Below are 16,942 nucleotides of genomic sequence, written 5' to 3'. Positions count from 1 at the left end.
TTACAAAAAGAGTACCGGTCCGGGGAATTTTCTACGTAACGGGACGTCATAATCAACCGTCACGCACGCTGTGACAAAGAATAAAAAGGATTAAGGAAAGAAGATGAAAAAACGCGTACTCATGATTGCGGCTGTGGTTAGCGGCACCCTGGCGATTTCTGGCTGTACCACCAACCCGTATAGCGGCGAACGTGAAGCCGGGAAATCCGGCATCGGCGCCGGGATCGGCTCGCTGGTCGGCGCGGGCGTCGGCGCACTCTCCTCTTCGAAAAAAGATCGCGGCAAAGGCGCGCTGATTGGCGCAGCGGCCGGGGCGGCGCTGGGCGGCGGCATCGGTTATTACATGGATGTGCAGGAAGCAAAACTGCGCGAGAAAATGCAGGGAACGGGCGTCAGCGTGACGCGAAATGGCGATAACATCGTGCTGAACATGCCAAATAATGTCACCTTTGACAGCAGCAGCGCCAACCTGAAACCGGCCGGAGCAAACACCCTCACCGGCGTGGCCATGGTGCTGAAAGAGTATGAGAAAACCGCGGTTAACGTCGTGGGCTATACCGACAGCACCGGCAGTCAGGAGCTGAATATGCGCCTGTCGCAGCAACGTGCCGACAGCGTGGCCAGCGCCCTCATCACCCAGGGCGTGACGGCAAACCGTATTCGCACCAGCGGCATGGGCCCGGCGAACCCTATCGCCAGCAACAGCACGACGGAAGGGAAAGCGCAAAACCGTCGCGTAGAAATCACCCTAAGTCCGCTCCAGTAAGTCCGGCGGTCGACCGCGACCGCCGTCTCCTTCGCCCGGTAAGCGCCGCTTGCCGGGCAAAATGCTTGATATAGCAGATTTTCGCGCTAAGGTGTTCTCCAGATTTCAGCAAAGGAAGCCATCATGGCGAAAGCGGCGCGAGCAACCATTAGCGATGTGGCGAAAGCCGCAAACACCGGCAAAACCAGCATTTCACGCTACCTCAATGGCGAGAAGCACCTGCTTTCCGATGACCTGCTGGCGCGCATTGAAAAAGCGATTGCCGAACTCAACTACCGTCCCAGCCTGATGGCCCGCGGCCTGAAACATGGTCGTACCCGGCTGATTGGCCTGATCATCGCCGATATCACCAACCCCTACTCGGTCAATGTTCTCAGCGGCATCGAAGCGGCCTGTCGCGAAAAGGGCTTTACTCTGCTGGTGTGTAATACCAATAACGAGCTCAACCAGGAGCTGCACTATCTCGACCTGCTGCGCAGCTACCAGGTTGAGGGGATCGTGGTCAACGCCGTCGGAATGCGTGAAGAGGGGCTGAATCGCCTTCAGCAGTCGGCGCTGCCGATGGTGCTCATTGACCGCAAAATCCCGGACTTCGCCTGTGATGTCGTCGGTCTGGACAACACCCAGGCCGCGACCACCGCCACAGAACATCTGGTGGAGAAAGGGTTTGAAGCCCTGCTGTTCCTCAGCGAGCCGCTCGGTTCGGTGAACACCCGTCGCGAACGCCTGAGCGCGTTTCGCGCCACCCTCCAGCGCTACAGCGGCATCGTCGCGGAAAACGCGGAAGTTCCGCTCAACGACGGCGCCATGCTCGATACGGTGCTGCGCCAGTTCCACTCCCGCCACCGCGGCATGCGCAAGGCACTGATTTCCGCCAACGGCGCCCTGACGCTACAGGTTGCGCGCGCGCTCAAGCGAATCGGCCTGGTATGGGGCAGCGACATCGGCCTGCTCGGCTTCGATGAACTGGAGTGGGCGGAGCTGGCGGGCGTGGGTATTACCACGCTCAAACAGCCCACCTGGCAGATTGGCTATGCCGCGGTTGAGCAGGTGGTGCGCCGGATTGAAGGCACTACCGACCCCATCTGCGAACGGGTCTTCTCCGGCGAGCTGATCGTGCGGGGATCGACCTCCCGCTAACCTTCCTTCGTGATGGTGATCATAAATTAGACATCCTCTGCTTTTCTTTGGAACCGGTACCATCTAGCGTAATAGTGTGATTCGCTACAGCGCTACCGGGAGTTTGTCAGATGGCCAGAAAAATTATTGTCGTGACCGCCGCCTATGGTCATGATTGCCTTAAAGAACTTGGCGGTCAGTCCGCCGTACTGCCGTTTATCGCCGGATCCGGCGCCGATGGCGTGGAGATTCGCCGCGAGCTATTCAGCGCCGACGAACTCAAGCAACTGCCGGCGCTGGCCGCCACCATCGAGCGCCACAACCTGCTGACCTGCTACTCCGCACCGGAAGCCTTGTTTGAAGCGAATGGTGCGCTTAACCCGCGTCTGCCGACGCTGTTGCAGGAAGCGCAGACCCTTAACGCCCTGTGGTTAAAACTGTCGCTCGGCCATTTTACCCATAACAACAGTCTGGAATCGCTGCGCCGCATCCTGCAGGAGAGCGGCATGACGCTGGTGGTAGAGAACGACCAGACCGACTGCGGCCAGCTTGCGCCAATGCAGCGCTTTAAAGCCGCCTGTCGGGTGAATCAGCTGCCCGTCACGCTGACCTTCGACATGGGTAACTGGCTGTGGGTCGGCGATTCGCCGGAAGAGGCTGCACGTCATCTGGCGCCCGCCGTCAGCTACATCCACGTCAAAGCAGCAGAGCCGCATCATGCGCACTTTCGCGCCGTCCCTCCTGACGAGGCCCCTGCTCGCTGGCTGGCGCTGCTCGCCAACCTGCCTGCCGATGCCCCACGCGGGATCGAGTTTCCGCTGGTGGGTCACGATCTGACGGCCGTCACCCGTCGCTATGTGAATTTGTTACGCGAGGAATAAGTCATGGAAAACACATTAGATGTCGTCACCATCGGCGAAGCGATGGCGATGTTTGTCGCGACGGAAACCGGCGATCTGGCTGAAGTAGAACACTTTATGAAACGCGTCGCCGGCGCGGAGCTGAATGTCGCCACCGGCCTGGCGCGTCTGGGGCTGAAAGTCGGCTGGGTTAGCCGCGTGGGTCAAGACAGTTTCGGCCACTTTGTCCTTCGTTCGTTGGCCAAAGAAGGGATTGATGCGCGCGGCGTCAGCGAAGACAGCCGCTACGCAACCGGCTTTCAGATGAAATCTAAAGCCGAAAATGGAACCGATCCCATTGTGGAATACTTCCGCAAAGGTTCCGCCGCCAGCCATCTGTCGCCAGAGGATTTTCGCGCTGATTACTTCGCCAGCGCTCGCCATCTGCACCTCAGCGGCGTGGCCGCCGCGCTGTCGGAGAGTTCATACGCCCTGCTGGAGCAAGCCGCCGCCGCCATGAAGGCCCAGGGGAAGACTATTTCGTTCGATCCGAATCTGCGCCCGGTGCTGTGGAAAAGCGAAGCCGAAATGGTGGAAAAACTCAATCAGCTCGCCTTTCAGGCCGACTGGGTTCTGCCGGGCATCAAAGAAGGCATGATCCTCACCGGCCAACAAACTCCGCAAGGGATTGCCGATTTCTATCTCACGCGCGGCGTTCAGGCCGTGATCATTAAAACCGGCAGCGACGGCGCCTGGTTCAAAACCGCCGCGGGCGAACAGGGCGCCGTCGCAGCCGTCAAAGTCGATAACGTCGTCGATACCGTGGGCGCCGGCGATGGTTTTGCCGTCGGCGTGATTAGCGCTCTGCTGGAGGGCAAAACGCTGCAACAAGCGATACGGCGCGGCAACAAAATTGGCGCGCTGGCCATTCAGGTCCAGGGCGACAGCGAAGGATTACCCACACGCGAGGCGCTGGGCGAATAGCCCGGACCGGCGTAATAATAACGGCCTCCTCTGTACCCTACATACGGCGGCGGCGTCATGAACCTCAACTTTAGAGGCAAGCCTATGAACAGCTCTACCAATGCAACCAAACGCTGGTGGTACATCATGCCTATCGTGTTTATCACGTATAGCCTGGCGTATCTTGATCGCGCAAACTTCAGTTTTGCTTCGGCAGCGGGCATTACGGAAGATTTAGGCATTACCAAAGGTATCTCATCGCTTCTTGGCGCACTTTTCTTCCTCGGTTATTTCTTCTTCCAGATCCCGGGGGCGATTTATGCTGAACGCCGTAGCGTACGTAAGCTGATTTTCATCTGCCTGATCCTGTGGGGTGCCTGCGCCTCGCTGACCGGGATGGTGCACAATATTCCGGCGCTGGCGGCGATCCGTTTTATTCTCGGCGTCGTTGAAGCGGCCGTCATGCCGGCGATGCTGATTTACATCAGCAACTGGTTTACCAAATCAGAACGTTCACGCGCCAACACCTTCTTAATCCTTGGGAATCCAGTCACGGTACTGTGGATGTCGGTGGTCTCCGGCTACCTGATTCAGTCCTTCGGCTGGCGTGAAATGTTTATTATTGAAGGCGTTCCGGCCATCCTCTGGGCCTTCTGCTGGTGGGTGCTGGTCAAAGATAAACCGTCGCAGGTGAACTGGCTGTCGGAAAACGAAAAAGCCGCGCTGCAGGCGCAGCTGGAGAGCGAACAGCAGGGTATTAAAGCCGTGCGTAACTACGGCGAAGCCTTCCGCTCACGTAACGTCATTCTGCTGTGCATGCAGTATTTTGCCTGGAGCATCGGCGTGTACGGTTTTGTTCTGTGGCTGCCGTCAATTATCCGCAGCGGCGGCGTCAATATGGGGATGGTGGAAGTCGGCTGGCTCTCTTCGGTGCCTTATCTGGCCGCGACGATTGCGATGATCGTCGTCTCCTGGGCGTCCGATAAAATGCAGAACCGTAAACTGTTCGTCTGGCCGCTGCTGCTGATTGGCGGGCTGGCTTTTATCGGCTCCTGGGCCGTCGGCGCTAACCATTTCTGGGCCTCTTATACGCTGCTGGTGATTGCCGGCGCGGCAATGTACGCCCCTTACGGCCCGTTCTTCGCCATCATTCCGGAAATGCTGCCGCGTAACGTCGCCGGCGGCGCAATGGCGCTCATCAACAGCATGGGGGCATTAGGTTCATTCTTTGGCTCGTGGTTTGTAGGCTACCTGAACGGCACCACCGGTAGTCCGTCAGCCTCGTACATTTTCATGGGAGTGGCGCTTTTTGCTTCGGTATGGCTTACTTTAATTGTTAAGCCTGCTAACAATCAAAAGCTCCCTATCGGCGCTCGTCACGCCTGACCTTTACTATTTACGGAGATCCGCATGAAGCCGTCCGTTATTCTCTATAAAACGCTTCCCGACGACCTGCAGCAACGTCTGGAAAAACACTTTACCGTCACTCGGGTGAAAAACCTGAGCCCTGACACCGTCCAGCAGCATGCGGAAGCCTTTGCCCAGGCGGAAGGTCTGCTGGGGTCGAGCGAAAAAGTTGACGCCGCGTTACTGGAGAAAATGCCCAGGCTTCGTGCGACCTCCACCATTTCCGTCGGCTATGACAACTTCGACGTTGGGGCGCTGAATGCGCGCAAGGTGCTGCTGATGCATACGCCGACCGTGCTGACCGAAACCGTTGCCGATACAGTGATGGCGCTGGTGCTCAGCACTTCCCGTCGGGTGGTGGAGGTGGCTAACCGGGTGAAAGCCGGGGAGTGGACGAAAAGCATCGGCCCGGACTGGTTCGGCAGCGATGTGCACCATAAAACGCTGGGGATCGTCGGCATGGGCCGTATCGGGATGGCCCTGGCGCAGCGCGCGCACGCCGGTTTTGGCATGCCGATTCTGTATAACGCCCGCAGCCGCCACCCGCAGGCGGAAGAGCGTTTTAACGCGCGTTACTGCGATCTGGATACGCTGCTGCAGGAAGCCGACTTTGTCTGTCTGATCCTGCCGCTGACCGCCGAGACTCACCACCTGTTCAACGCGGAAAAATTCGCCAGAATGAAGCCCTCCGCCATCTTTATTAATGCGGGGCGCGGCCCGGTTGTCGATGAGAAGGCGTTGATTGCCGCGTTGCAGAATGGCCAAATCCACGCGGCGGGTCTGGACGTTTTCGAGCAGGAACCACTGGCGAAAGAGTCGCCGCTGTTAAGTCTGCCGAACGTCGTCGCGCTGCCGCATATCGGTTCTGCCACTCATGAGACCCGCTACAATATGGCGGCTTGTGCGGTAGACAATTTGATTGATGCGCTGAATGGCAAGGTTGAGAAGAACTGCGTCAACCCGCAGGTGAAGTGAGGGTAAGCTGAAGCGACCCGGGTCGAGGTCAACTCCTGACCCGGGCTGGCGAACCGGTTAACGCGTTGCGTTAACCGCCGCCGTCCACGCCTGGTTGAAAGCCTGATGCTGGGCAGCCAGCGGGCCAATCAGAGCGTTGTACTGGCTGGCCTGCTGCGAGGTCGGGAACTGAATCCCGTTTGCCACGAAGCTCACCTGAGCATTTTGCTGAGCGATAAAATCACCCACCTGCACCAGTTGCTGAGTAAAGACCTGCGCAGCAGGAATCAGCGGCTGCAGTGCGTTCGCCGGGGCGGTCACGACTTTGCTGTAAACCTGGTCAAAGACCGGCTTCAGATCGTCGCTCTGCTTCAGCGCGCTATGTGCGCCATCGGCCTGCATTTTCGCATTTTCCAGCTGCTGGCTCAGTACGCCCAGCGCGCCGTTTGCCTGACGCAGCGGTTCACGCTGAGTCACATAATCCTGCGCCACGCGAATCGCATTCACGCTGTCTACGACCGGACGCAGACCCGCATCCATCGCCTGACTTACCTGCTGTGAATAGCCGTAAATCACCGCGTAATCGGAAACAAAAGGACCAAACTGTTTTTTCTGATCGGCAGTCAGCGTCGGCAGACGTTCGCCGCTACGCATTGCCGTATTTTGCAGGAAGTCGATAAACGCTTTGCGCTGATCGCCTTCTTTATCGAAACACCCACTCAGGCTAACCACCATTAATAAGGCCGCAATAGCCGCAAACCAGCGAGAGCAGGACTTTCCTGTCGCCATTTTTTTACTCCTTTCAGCCAAAAAAAGCGCACACGGACACACGCGTGCCAGACGCTGACAAGGATAGTCCAGGTCGGCCTTGCAGGATACTCTTTCCTGACAATCTTACGCAGGAAAAGCACCGTTCGCGGCGATTGACGGGAGAACGCCAGCGTCTGTTAAGCCCATCACAATTAACGCCATAACTCGCCCGGCGAGAATGGTCAGTAACAGCATGATTTTATTGTAAATAAAATCATTGTTGCGCGTCGAATCCGTGAAAGCGAACGATAATCGCACGCTTCCTGGACCGGTTGCGTTGCCTGAGGCCAGGTTCAGTGGTTTGATAAATGAGCGATTAACGGCGATGCGTTCGATTATCGCACAAATCACATTAACGACAGCGAGAGAGGCGGCAATTGCCCGACACCGTCCCCCGCTCCGGCTGCCAGGAATGCTGTATGAATAAGACAACCATCGATATTCAGGCTTTTATCAACGAACATCCGTTTACGAAGTACCAGTGGATGATTCTGGCCCTGTGTTTTATTACCGTCGCGATGGACGGGTTTGATACCGCCATCATCGGCTTTATTGCCTCTGACCTGGTACAGGAATGGGGTGTGGAAAAATCCGCGTTAGGCCCGGTGATGAGCGCTGCGCTCGTCGGTCTGGCGGTGGGGGCGCTGACCGCAGGCCCGTTGGCCGACCGCATTGGCCGAAAAAAAGTTCTGCTCATGTCGATTGTGGTTTTCGGAAGCTTTAGTCTGTTGACCGCTTTCGCCACCAGCCTCAATCAACTGACGCTGCTGCGCTTTCTGACCGGCCTCGGGTTGGGCGCCGCCATGCCAAACGCAGCAACGCTGATGAGCGAGTATGCGCCGGAACGCCGTCGCGCTTTGCTGGTCAATCTGATGTTTGTCGGGTTCCCGATGGGCTCTTCGCTGGGTGGATTCCTCTCGGCCTGGATGATCCCGCACTACGGCTGGCAAAGCGTCCTGATTCTGGGCGGCGTGATGCCTCTGCTACTCGCCGTCGCGCTGGTGTTCTTACTGCCGGAGTCGGCGCGCTATCTGGTGGTCAAGCGCCAGCCATCGCAGCGTATTGCCGCCATTCTGCGTCGTATCGCCCCGCTGCCTGAACAGGTTGAGTTTGAGCTGCGTGAAGCCGGCCAGGTGAAAGACAAATCGGCCCTGGCCGTCATTTTCTCCCCCCGTTATCTCGTCGGTACCATGATGCTGTGCATGACCTACTTTCTGGGGCTGCTGATTTTCTATTTATTGACCAGCTGGCTTCCGCTGCTGATTCGCGAAACCGGGGCGTCAATGAGCCAGGCTTCGATTATCACCGCGCTCTTTCCGCTGGGCGGCGGTATCGGGGTGCTGATCCTCGGCGCTCTGATGGACAAAATGAACCCCAATAAAGTGGTCGCCGTAGGCTGGCTGTTGACCGGCATTTGCGTCTTTCTGGTCGGCTTCTCCACCAACAGCCTGGTGCTGATGGGCGTAATGGTCTTTATTGCCGGCAGTATTATGAACGGCGCTCAGTCATCAATGCCGGCCCTGGCCGCCGGATTTTACCCCACCCAGGGCCGGGCGACCGGCGTCGCCTGGATGCTGGGCCTCGGCCGGTTTGGCGGCATCCTCGGCGCCTTCAGCGGAGCCTTCCTGATGCAGGCGCAGCTCTCCTTCGTGACCATCTTTACCTTGTTGTCGATTCCGGCGTTTTTATCCGCCATCGCGCTGCTGGTGAAATATAAGATAAGCAAGAGCCAGCCGATACCTGCGCAGGCAAAAACCGAAAATATGCAAAAAGCCTGACCCTCAGGCCAGCGGGCAACCGCTGGCCTGGCGGATTTTTCATCTGTTTACAAAAATTTTCCATTGCGACACGTCTGATGATTAATCATCACCTTATCTGCCGTTTTCATCCCCGAATATCCGTTAAGACGATAGGCTGCCTGCACATAATAACCACCGTGACTATTCTTTGTGTTTTTTCTGACTATTCTTAACAGGCTTGACTAAATTTTCTTTTGCTGTGTGACAGAAGGAGTTCTCAATGGAATATAAAGATCCGGTGTTTGAACTGCTTAGCAGCCTGGAACAAATTGTTTTCAAAGATATTTCCCAGACGATCGCCCAGCCTCGTAAGCAGACCGCATTTAGCGAGTTTGAACAGCTTCGCAAAGGCACTGGTCTGAAAATTGATGATTTTGCCAATGCCATGGGCGTCAGCGTGGCGATGGTACAAGAGTGGGAATCAAGACGGGTGAAACCCTCATCCACGGAGCTCAAATTAATGCGCCTGATTCAGGCAAACCCGCAGCTTTCAAGGCAGATTATCGACTAAAGCTCTATAATAAGAATCAGGTCTGGTTACGGTCCTTATATCGGGACCGTTTTTATTTCTATGAAAAAAGGTTTGCTATCACACCGCAAAAATGAGTTAATGCTCGCAGGTTTGATGTACAGACCACAGAGCATTAGTATAGAGTAGTCCTTGAGCGGTTATCATAGATACCCCGGTAGTGAACTTTCCCTTTATAGCTTCAAATCTGTAGTCCAGACCGTACCGCCGAAAGGTTCATTTATTATTTAAAGGTATTTCGCTATGTCCGGTAAAATGACTGGTATCGTAAAATGGTTCAACGCTGACAAAGGCTTCGGCTTCATCACTCCTGACGATGGCTCTAAAGACGTGTTCGTACACTTCTCTGCTATCCAGAACGATGGCTACAAATCTCTGGATGAAGGTCAGAAAGTTTCCTTCACCATCGAAAGCGGCGCTAAAGGCCCGGCAGCTGGCAACGTAACCAGCCTGTAAGCTTAAATTAAGCTCAGAATTCAAGATCCCTGCCTCGCGGCGGGGATTTTTTTTATCTGCTAATAAAAAACCGCCGCTCATCAGAGGGCAGCTTTTTGTCTTCACCGCGCTGAGAAATGCCAGCCATCTTCCTGCCACGTCAAAGAGTGGGTCAGCCGCAGTCCCCGCAAAAAATCCTCATCATGAGAGACGACAATCATTGCGCCAGGAAACGCGGCTAAAGCCGACTCAATAGCCTGAACGGCAGCCAAATCAAGATGGTTTGTCGGCTCATCTAGCAGCAGAAGCTGCGCGGCTTCTCGCCGCCATAGCACGCAGGCCAGCGCGGCTTTTAGCCGCTCGCCGCCGCTTAAAGCCGACAGCGGCAGATTGATTTTATCCGCGCCCAGCTGCAGCCGGGCAAGACGGCTGCGTAATACACCCGCCTCCAGCGGCGTATCATCAAGATTAAGGTGCGCCATGACCGACAGCGACAGGTCCAGCTGCGTGAGATGCTGATCCAGCCAGGCCGTCTGCACCGACACCCGGCACTCGCCGGATAGCGGCGATTCCAGACCGATCAACGTTTTCAGCAGCGTGGTTTTGCCACAGCCGTTGGGGCCACGCAACGCCACGCGCAGCGGCCCGTCAAGACGCCAGTCGAGCGGCGGTATGGCGGAGAAAGCCAACTGCAAAGCCTCCAGGACCAACACCTGTTTACCGGCGGCAACCTGGCTTCCCGGCAGAGTGAACATCACCGTGGCCTCCTCCTCTACCCGCTCACGGGCCTGGAGAACCGCGGCGTTCAGCGCGCAATTTTGCTCCTGGTGCTGGCGATGCAGTGTACCGGGCCGCTCCTTCGCCGCTCCTTTATATTTTACCCGTTCAAAGGAGGCGATATTCAGCGTATCCACCACGCGCAGCGTCTGAGCAGAACGTCGCTGACTGGCATCGTGCTCTTTTTGCATCCGCGCCCGCGTGCGACGGCGCTCGGTGGCGGCATGGTCTAACGCCGCGCGCGCGGCCTGCTGCTCCGCGTCGTGCTGCTGTTGATAAGCGGCATAGTGACCGCCGTAGCTGCGCAACGCGCCGGGCGTCAGTTCGAGTATGCGCGACATGCGGGATAACAGCGCGCGATCGTGGCTGGCTATCAGCGCCCCGCCGGGCCAGCATTCAAGCTGGTGATACAGCCAGTCGCGACCCTGCCTGTCCAGGTGATTGGTGGGCTCATCCAGCAGCAGATAATCGGCCGCGGACAGAAAAGCGCCGCATAGTAGGGCCTTCACCCGCTCACCGCCGCTCAATGATGATGCGGGGCGCTCGGGATCAAAATCGGCTAAACCCGCCTCGCGAAAACCTGCGCGCAGGCGATCCGGGAGGTCCCAGCAGCCCTCGAGGCAATCGACATCGTCAGCCAGAGCCTCACCGCGCCCGAGGCGCTGCAAGGCCGCAAAGTAGGGCCCGTAGCCCAGCAGCCCGGCCAGCGTGGTCTGCGGGGTTATCGCGTGCTGCTGCGCAACACAGGCCAGAGAAACAGGCCGTTCGATATGCCCGCCAGAAGGCGTATCGATACCGGCCAGCAGGCGCAGCAGACGGGTTTTCCCGACGCCATTACGCCCGACCAGGCCACTGAGGGCATTTTCCAGCGAGAGATTCAACGGACCAAATAGCGTCTCTCCCGTCGCAAACTGACAGGTGACCTGATGCAAAATAAAAGAGGGGGATTGGGCACGATGGGCCATAAGCACTCCTGAATGAAATTCATATTTCCCCTACAGACGCAGTGCGCCAGCAAGGATCCGAATTCAGCAGGTGTGTTGGTCCATTTTCAGTGTGCTCTCTGTGAGACGAGGGATTCGTCGGGGCACAGGATAGCCATACTCGTCCTTGTATTTCAAGATTAATTTTTCCGCAAACTCCTGCGGGTTGAGCGACTCTCCCGCGGCTAAAACGTCAAAACACCCCGAAATCATCCCGTTTTATATGCGAATTTTTTATTCTATTTTTTTGAATGAGATGCGCAAATTGTTCCAGTTTTAATCGATCAATAATCGTCCTATCATTTATCACATCGGAGCAAAAACGCTCCATACCAAACAAAATCACTTAAGGAATACGACCATGAAATCTATCAAAACTTTCGTTGCAGTTTCTGCTCTTTCTCTGATGTCTTTCGGTGCTTTCGCTCAGAGCATCAGCGCCACCGCCTCCACGCTGGATCGTGCTGAAGCCAAAATTGCCGCTCAGGCCGCTGAACAAGGCGCGTCGTATAAAATCACCAGCGCCCAGTTCAACAACCGCGTGCATATGACCGCAGAACTGAGCAAATAACGCAATCTCTCTTGCCGGGCCGCCGGACGTTAACCAGACAGGCGACAACGACAACACGATGAAAAGGAAGATAAAATGAAAAATATCAGCGTGATAACCGCCCTGTTTCTGGCCGCTTCATTATCATCCGGCGCCATCGCCGCAGAGCATCGTCCCGCGCAGCCGGAAGCCGGTTCCAACATGGACACCGCAGTGCATCAGAACCGTATTAACGTCAGCCACGCTTTTGATAAAGAGAGTCTGACCGCGGGGAATTTGCAGTAAATCTGGCCGCCGCAAGGCGTCCGGGTAGGCGAGAGAGTCGCTGAGCGCTATAAAAAAACCTGCCCCAGGGCAGGTTTTTTGTTATGCAAAAACAAACGATTATTGCAGCAGGGAAATATCCGCTACCTGCAGGAACAGGTCACGCAGTTTCGACAGCAGCGTCAGACGGTTGATACGGACGTCTTTATCTTCCGCATTCACCATCACGTTTTCGAAGAATTCATCTACAGGTTCACGCAGGGAGGCCAGTTCGATCAGCGCTTCCTGATAGCGGCCTTCGGCAAAGAACGGCTGCAGCTTGTCGCGCAGGACCACCAGATGGGTCGCCAGCTTAATTTCTGCCGCTTCTTTCAGCACGGAGGCATGAACGGCATCGTTCAGCGTCTCTTCGGATTTCGCGAGGATGTTAGATACGCGCTTGTTGGCTGCTGCCAGAGCGGCCGCTTCTTCCAGGGTGCGGAAGTGAGATACCGCTTTCATACGCGCATCGAAATCAGCCGGACGCGTCGGACGACGTGCCAGTACCGCCTGGATGGTGTCGACGGTGTAGCCTTCATCCTGATACCAGGCGCGGAAGCGACCGAGCATGAAGTCAATGACGTCATCGACGACGTTGGCATTAGTCAGCTTATCGCCGTACAGACGCACCGCTTCTTCGGTCAGCGTTTGCAGATCGAGATTCAGGTTCTTCTCAACGATGATACGCAGCACGCCGAGCGCGGCACGACGCAGCGCAAACGGGTCTTTATCGCCTTTCGGATGCTGGCCGATACCGAAGATGCCCGCGAGGGTATCCATCTTATCGGCAATCGCTACCGCACAGGCTACCGGATTAGACGGCAGATCGTCGCCGGCAAAGCGCGGCTGATACTGCTCGTTCAGCGCCACCGCCACATCTTCGGCTTCACCATCGTGACGCGCATAGTGCATGCCCATGATGCCCTGAGTGTCGGTAAACTCGAACACCATGTTGGTCATCAGGTCACACTTGGAGAGCAGACCCGCACGCGTTGCGTGATTGACGTCGGCGCCAGTCTGCCCGGCGATCCAGCCCGCCAGGGCCTGAATGCGGTCGGTTTTGTCGCGCAGGGTGCCGAGCTGCTGCTGGAACAGCACGGTTTGCAGACGCGGCAGATGATCTTCCAGACGCTTTTTACGGTCGGTGTTAAAGAAGAACTCGGCATCCGCCAGACGTGGGCGAACCACTTTTTCGTTCCCGGAGATAATCTGCGTCGGATCTTTCGACTCGATGTTGGTGACGAAAATAAAGTTCGGCAGCAGTTTGCCGTCATTACCGTAGACCGGGAAGTACTTCTGGTCGCCTTTCATGGTGTAAACCAGCGCTTCTGCCGGCACCGCGAGGAATTTCTCTTCGAATTTCGCGGTCAGCACCACCGGCCATTCAACCAGCGAGGCCACTTCTTCCAGCAGGCTTTCGCTCAGATCGGCGTTGCCGCCAATTTTGCGCGCCGCGTCTTCGGCATCGGCTTTGATTTTGGCTTTACGCTGCTCGTAGTCAGCAATGACTTTGCCGCGCTCAACCAGAATTTGCGGGTATTGATCGGCGTTGTCGATAGTGAATTCCGGCTCGCCCATAAAGCGATGGCCGCGAATCACGCGATCGGAGGCGATGCCCAGAATGGTTGCCGGGACGACTTTGTCGCCCAGCAGCAGGGTCACGGTGTGAACCGGACGCACGAACTGCACGTCGGAGGCGCCCCAGCGCATCAGTTTCGGGATCGGCAGTTTTGCCAGCGAGGTCGCCACCATGTTCGGCAGCAGCGCTTCCGCGCTTTCGCCCTTGACGTGCGCGCGATACAGCAGCCATTCACCTTTGTCGGTGACCATACGCTCGGCCTGGCCAACGGTGATACCGCAGCCACGCGCCCAGCCTTCGGCCGCTTTGCTCGGTTTGCCTTCCGCGTCGAACGCGGCAGAAACCGCCGGGCCGCGTTTTTCAACTTCGCGATCCGGTTGCGACGCCGCCAGATTAGCGACTTTCAGCGCCAGACGGCGCGGGGCAGCAAACCACTCGACGTTGCCGTGGGCGAGGCCAGCGTTATCCAGCTCCGCGGTAAAGTTCGCAGCAAAAGATTCCGCCAGGCTGCGCAGGGCTTTTGGTGGCAGCTCTTCGGTGCCGATTTCCACCAGGAAAGTTTTTTCAGACATGGCCGCCTCTTATTTATTCTTGTTGCACATCGGGAAGCCCAGGGCTTCACGGGAAGCGTAATAGGCTTCTGCCACGGCTTTAGTCAGGGTGCGAATGCGCAGAATATAGCGCTGACGCTCGGTGACGGAGATGGCTTTACGCGCGTCCAGCAGGTTGAAGCTGTGGGCGGCTTTCAGAATGCGCTCGTAGGCAGGCAGCGGCAGCGGGGTTTCCAGCGCCAGCAGCTGCTGCGCTTCTTTCTCATACTGCTCGAAGCAGGAGAACAGGAAGTCGACGTCTGCGTATTCAAAGTTATAGGTGGATTGCTCCACTTCGTTCTGATGGAACACGTCGCCGTAGGTGGTTTTACCCAGCGGACCGTCGCTCCAGACCAGGTCGTAAACGCTGTCAACGCCCTGAATGTACATCGCCAGACGTTCCAGACCGTAGGTTATCTCGCCGGTCACCGGCTTACATTCGAGGCCGCCGACCTGCTGGAAGTAGGTGAACTGCGTCACTTCCATCCCGTTCAGCCACACTTCCCAGCCGAGACCCCAGGCACCCAACGTCGGGTTTTCCCAGTTGTCTTCCACGAAGCGGATGTCGTGAATCGTCGGATCCATGCCCAGCTCTTTCAAAGACCCAAGGTACAGCTCCTGAATGTTATCCGGCGATGGTTTAATGACCACCTGGAACTGATAGTAGTGCTGTAAGCGGTTCGGGTTTTCGCCGTAGCGGCCATCGGTCGGGCGACGAGAAGGCTGCACATAGGCAGTCGCCATCGGCTCTGGCCCCAGCGCACGCAGGCAGGTCATTGGATGAGAGGTGCCGGCGCCGACTTCCATGTCCAGTGGTTGAACAATGGTGCAGCCCTGACGAGCCCAGTAATCCTGTAAGGTCAGGATCAGGCCCTGGAAGGTCCTGGTATCAAACTTTTGCATATTATTTCGTGCTGGATACGTGTGGATTTAAAGGAAGGGATCAGTATACCCGCTGGCTGCGAGATATACAGTACGAAACGGTGTTGTTTAAATAAAATTGCGGGAATTAACGCCATCGCGCGGCATCAGGTGCCGATTTAACGCATAGAAAGATGTAAAAACTGCCCGTCTGGATCGAAAGAACAGATAAAGCGCTCATTCTGCGATGTCAGACCCGACAGCTCATAGCTCCCCTGGAACTGCTCGAAGTGGCTAATGTCCACCATGCGGGGCCCGGTGCTGTAGCGTTTTGCCGCCTTATCCTTGCACAGTTGCGCCATATTGAGGGTAATTTGCGGCGTAATCCGCGCACGTTGCGCTTTTTGCACCGACTGAGGCGGCTGTTGGCTGCATCCCGCCAGCAGGAGCAATAACAGTCCAGAAAAGAAATATTTCATCACCATTTTCCTCAACCGCCTTGTTAGCAACTCGTTATCGTGCAGGTTACGTGAAATTGTCCGGGCATTGTGCGAATCTCTGCGCATCTCGACAAGAGCGTCGCGATAAACTCGGAATTTTCCATTGCGACATGGCCGGCCAGGAGGAGTCAGACCCTCTTTAAGCAGGAGCAACTGAGGTACCGATGCAGGAAAAAATAAACTGGATAACAAGTTTGCGCGGCATCGCATGCCTGATGGTAGTGATGATTCACAGCACCACCTGGTATATCACCCACCCGCATATCATCAGCTTGCTGGACTGGGATATCGCCAACCTGCTTAATTCGGCTTCTCGCGTCAGCGTCCCGCTGTTTTTCATGATATCCGGCTACCTGTTTTTCGGTGAGCGCAGCGCCCAGCCGCGGCATTTTCTGCGAATAGTACTGTGCGTGGCGTTTTATAGCGCCCTGTCCCTGCTCTACATCACGCTGTTCACCCATATCAACGTGGTGCTGTCACTCAAGCACTTACTGCAAAAGCCGGTGTTCTATCATCTGTGGTTTTTCTTCGCGATTATCGTCATTTACCTGCTCTCGCCGCTGCTGCAGGTTAAGCAGGTCAGCGGCAGGATGCTGTTGATTCTGATGCTGGTAGTAGGCCTTCTGGCCAACCCCAACATGGTGTCGGTCAAGGCTGGCGGCATCGAGTGGCTGCCGCTCAATCTCTATATCAACGGCGATACGTTTTACTATGTTCTGTATGGCGTTCTGGGGCGGGCGATCGGCATGATGGACACCGATAAAAAGTGGCTCACGCTGCTGTGCGCCGCGCTTTTCGCTGCCACGGTGTGGGTGATTTCCCGCGGGACATTGCACGAGCTGAAGTGGCGCGGCGACTTCGGCGATACCTGGTACTTATATTGCGGGCCGGCGGTGTTTGTCTGCGCGATAACCCTGCTCACGCTGGTGAAGAATACCCTCAACGCACGTCCGATCCCTGCCCTGGCGCTGATTGCACGCCATTCGCTGGGGATCTACGGATTTCATGCCCTGATCATTCATGCGTTACGGGCCAGCGGAGTGGAACTGACGCGCTGGCCGCTGCTGGATATCTTCTGGATATTCGGCGCGGCGTTGGGGGGTAGCCTGCTGCTGTCGACGCTGGTACAGCGCCTGGATACCCGACGCCTGGTCAGCTAGCGCGGCAAAAATTAATCC

17 protein-coding genes are annotated in these 16,942 nt (G+C 56.6%); 12 read left to right on the top strand and 5 right to left on the bottom strand.

All coding sequences use genetic code 11. The features are described 5' to 3' along the window. Window positions 1–103: 103 nt before the first annotated feature. The 6 genes from CWM52_RS04395 to ghrB all read left to right on the top strand — a co-directional run bounded on the left by CWM52_RS04395 (window position 104) and on the right by ghrB (window position 6,069). Complete coding sequence (locus CWM52_RS04395) at window positions 104–766, top strand: OmpA family lipoprotein (protein ID WP_100682973.1); 663 nt, start codon at window positions 104–106, stop codon at window positions 764–766. 123 nt (window positions 767–889) lie between these two features. Then, window positions 890–1,906 carry a LacI family DNA-binding transcriptional regulator gene (locus CWM52_RS04390; protein WP_100682972.1) on the top strand — a complete coding sequence of 339 codons (1,017 nt, stop codon included), beginning with the start codon at window positions 890–892 and terminating at the stop codon, window positions 1,904–1,906. A 110-nt stretch (window positions 1,907–2,016) separates the two neighbouring features. Then, window positions 2,017–2,766: a sugar phosphate isomerase/epimerase family protein gene (locus CWM52_RS04385; RefSeq protein ID WP_100682971.1), complete on the top strand. Its 750-nt coding sequence runs from the start codon at window positions 2,017–2,019 to the stop codon at window positions 2,764–2,766. Between the two features lie 3 nt (window positions 2,767–2,769). After that, window positions 2,770–3,708, top strand: a complete 939-nt coding sequence (locus tag CWM52_RS04380; RefSeq protein ID WP_100682970.1) for a sugar kinase — start codon at window positions 2,770–2,772, stop codon at window positions 3,706–3,708. 84 nt (window positions 3,709–3,792) lie between these two features. Continuing rightward, window positions 3,793–5,073, top strand: coding sequence for an MFS transporter (locus CWM52_RS04375; protein ID WP_100682969.1), 1,281 nt, complete (start codon window positions 3,793–3,795; stop codon window positions 5,071–5,073). A gap of 24 nt (window positions 5,074–5,097) precedes the next feature. Then, the gene (gene ghrB, locus CWM52_RS04370) at window positions 5,098–6,069 is read left to right on the top strand and encodes a glyoxylate/hydroxypyruvate reductase GhrB (RefSeq protein ID WP_100682968.1); all 972 of its coding nucleotides are present in this window, start codon (window positions 5,098–5,100) and stop codon (window positions 6,067–6,069) included. A 57-nt stretch (window positions 6,070–6,126) separates the two neighbouring features. Here the strand turns inward: ghrB and CWM52_RS04365 are convergent, their stop codons facing one another. Then, window positions 6,127–6,837: a DUF3053 domain-containing protein gene (locus CWM52_RS04365; protein WP_100682967.1), complete on the bottom strand. Its 711-nt coding sequence runs from the start codon at window positions 6,835–6,837 to the stop codon at window positions 6,127–6,129. A gap of 440 nt (window positions 6,838–7,277) precedes the next feature. Between CWM52_RS04365 and CWM52_RS04360 the strand changes: the two genes are divergently transcribed. From CWM52_RS04360 to cspA, 3 genes are all read left to right on the top strand, one after another. Beyond that, window positions 7,278–8,636: an MFS transporter gene (locus CWM52_RS04360; protein WP_100682966.1), complete on the top strand. Its 1,359-nt coding sequence runs from the start codon at window positions 7,278–7,280 to the stop codon at window positions 8,634–8,636. A 241-nt stretch (window positions 8,637–8,877) separates the two neighbouring features. Further along, the gene (locus tag CWM52_RS04355; RefSeq protein ID WP_100682965.1) at window positions 8,878–9,168 is read left to right on the top strand and encodes an HTH-type transcriptional regulator; all 291 of its coding nucleotides are present in this window, start codon (window positions 8,878–8,880) and stop codon (window positions 9,166–9,168) included. Between the two features lie 261 nt (window positions 9,169–9,429). Further along, window positions 9,430–9,642 carry an RNA chaperone/antiterminator CspA gene (gene cspA / locus CWM52_RS04350; RefSeq protein ID WP_000014594.1) on the top strand — a complete coding sequence of 71 codons (213 nt, stop codon included), beginning with the start codon at window positions 9,430–9,432 and terminating at the stop codon, window positions 9,640–9,642. A 101-nt stretch (window positions 9,643–9,743) separates the two neighbouring features. Here the strand turns inward: cspA and CWM52_RS04345 are convergent, their stop codons facing one another. Next, window positions 9,744–11,363, bottom strand: coding sequence for an ABC-F family ATP-binding cassette domain-containing protein (locus tag CWM52_RS04345; protein WP_100682964.1), 1,620 nt, complete (start codon window positions 11,361–11,363; stop codon window positions 9,744–9,746). A gap of 379 nt (window positions 11,364–11,742) precedes the next feature. Between CWM52_RS04345 and CWM52_RS04340 the strand changes: the two genes are divergently transcribed. Together CWM52_RS04340 and CWM52_RS04335 are read left to right on the top strand one after the other, a co-directional pair. Continuing rightward, entirely contained in the window at window positions 11,743–11,952 is a 210-nt protein-coding gene (locus tag CWM52_RS04340) for a YdgH/BhsA/McbA-like domain containing protein (protein ID WP_100682963.1), read from the top strand. 75 nt (window positions 11,953–12,027) lie between these two features. Next, a complete protein-coding gene (locus tag CWM52_RS04335; RefSeq protein WP_100682962.1) occupies window positions 12,028–12,216 on the top strand; it encodes a hypothetical protein in 189 nt (62 codons plus the stop codon). 99 nt (window positions 12,217–12,315) lie between these two features. Here CWM52_RS04335 and glyS read toward each other — a convergent pair whose 3' ends face one another. The 3 genes from glyS to CWM52_RS04320 all read right to left on the bottom strand — a co-directional run bounded on the left by glyS (window position 12,316) and on the right by CWM52_RS04320 (window position 15,749). Beyond that, entirely contained in the window at window positions 12,316–14,385 is a 2,070-nt protein-coding gene (gene glyS, locus CWM52_RS04330) for a glycine--tRNA ligase subunit beta (protein WP_100682961.1), read from the bottom strand. Between the two features lie 9 nt (window positions 14,386–14,394). Further along, a complete protein-coding gene (glyQ, locus tag CWM52_RS04325) occupies window positions 14,395–15,306 on the bottom strand; it encodes a glycine--tRNA ligase subunit alpha (protein WP_004205014.1) in 912 nt (303 codons plus the stop codon). Window positions 15,307–15,443: 137 nt separating this feature from the next. After that, window positions 15,444–15,749 carry a YsaB family lipoprotein gene (locus tag CWM52_RS04320; RefSeq protein ID WP_100682960.1) on the bottom strand — a complete coding sequence of 102 codons (306 nt, stop codon included), beginning with the start codon at window positions 15,747–15,749 and terminating at the stop codon, window positions 15,444–15,446. Between the two features lie 179 nt (window positions 15,750–15,928). Between CWM52_RS04320 and CWM52_RS04315 the strand changes: the two genes are divergently transcribed. Next, window positions 15,929–16,924: an acyltransferase gene (locus CWM52_RS04315; RefSeq protein ID WP_100682959.1), complete on the top strand. Its 996-nt coding sequence runs from the start codon at window positions 15,929–15,931 to the stop codon at window positions 16,922–16,924. The last annotated feature ends 18 nt before the right edge of the window (window positions 16,925–16,942 follow it).

Origin of the sequence: Raoultella sp. T31 (genome assembly GCF_002806725.1) — a bacterium.
In the GTDB taxonomy this organism is placed as follows: Bacteria; Pseudomonadota; Gammaproteobacteria; order Enterobacterales; family Enterobacteriaceae; genus Klebsiella; species Klebsiella electrica.
This window is presented reverse-complemented; position numbering and strand designations above follow the sequence as displayed.

Bases quoted from the DNA above. Each gene is read 5' to 3' on its own strand.
- CWM52_RS04365 (WP_100682967.1), bottom strand. From the start codon at position 6,837: ATGGCGACAGGAAAGTCCTGCTCTCGCTGGTTTGCGGCTATTGCGGCC.
- CWM52_RS04340 (WP_100682963.1), top strand. From the start codon at position 11,743: ATGAAATCTATCAAAACTTTCGTTGCAGTTTCTGCTCTTTCTCTGATG.
- CWM52_RS04355 (WP_100682965.1), top strand. From the start codon at position 8,878: ATGGAATATAAAGATCCGGTGTTTGAACTGCTTAGCAGCCTGGAACAA.
- CWM52_RS04395 (WP_100682973.1), top strand. From the start codon at position 104: ATGAAAAAACGCGTACTCATGATTGCGGCTGTGGTTAGCGGCACCCTG.
- CWM52_RS04320 (WP_100682960.1), bottom strand. From the start codon at position 15,749: ATGGTGATGAAATATTTCTTTTCTGGACTGTTATTGCTCCTGCTGGCG.
- CWM52_RS04375 (WP_100682969.1), top strand. From the start codon at position 3,793: ATGAACAGCTCTACCAATGCAACCAAACGCTGGTGGTACATCATGCCT.
- CWM52_RS04360 (WP_100682966.1), top strand. From the start codon at position 7,278: ATGAATAAGACAACCATCGATATTCAGGCTTTTATCAACGAACATCCG.
- CWM52_RS04345 (WP_100682964.1), bottom strand. From the start codon at position 11,363: ATGGCCCATCGTGCCCAATCCCCCTCTTTTATTTTGCATCAGGTCACC.
- CWM52_RS04390 (WP_100682972.1), top strand. From the start codon at position 890: ATGGCGAAAGCGGCGCGAGCAACCATTAGCGATGTGGCGAAAGCCGCA.
- CWM52_RS04380 (WP_100682970.1), top strand. From the start codon at position 2,770: ATGGAAAACACATTAGATGTCGTCACCATCGGCGAAGCGATGGCGATG.
- glyS (WP_100682961.1), bottom strand. From the start codon at position 14,385: ATGTCTGAAAAAACTTTCCTGGTGGAAATCGGCACCGAAGAGCTGCCA.
- CWM52_RS04315 (WP_100682959.1), top strand. From the start codon at position 15,929: ATGCAGGAAAAAATAAACTGGATAACAAGTTTGCGCGGCATCGCATGC.
- CWM52_RS04385 (WP_100682971.1), top strand. From the start codon at position 2,017: ATGGCCAGAAAAATTATTGTCGTGACCGCCGCCTATGGTCATGATTGC.
- cspA (WP_000014594.1), top strand. From the start codon at position 9,430: ATGTCCGGTAAAATGACTGGTATCGTAAAATGGTTCAACGCTGACAAA.
- glyQ (WP_004205014.1), bottom strand. From the start codon at position 15,306: ATGCAAAAGTTTGATACCAGGACCTTCCAGGGCCTGATCCTGACCTTA.
- ghrB (WP_100682968.1), top strand. From the start codon at position 5,098: ATGAAGCCGTCCGTTATTCTCTATAAAACGCTTCCCGACGACCTGCAG.
- CWM52_RS04335 (WP_100682962.1), top strand. From the start codon at position 12,028: ATGAAAAATATCAGCGTGATAACCGCCCTGTTTCTGGCCGCTTCATTA.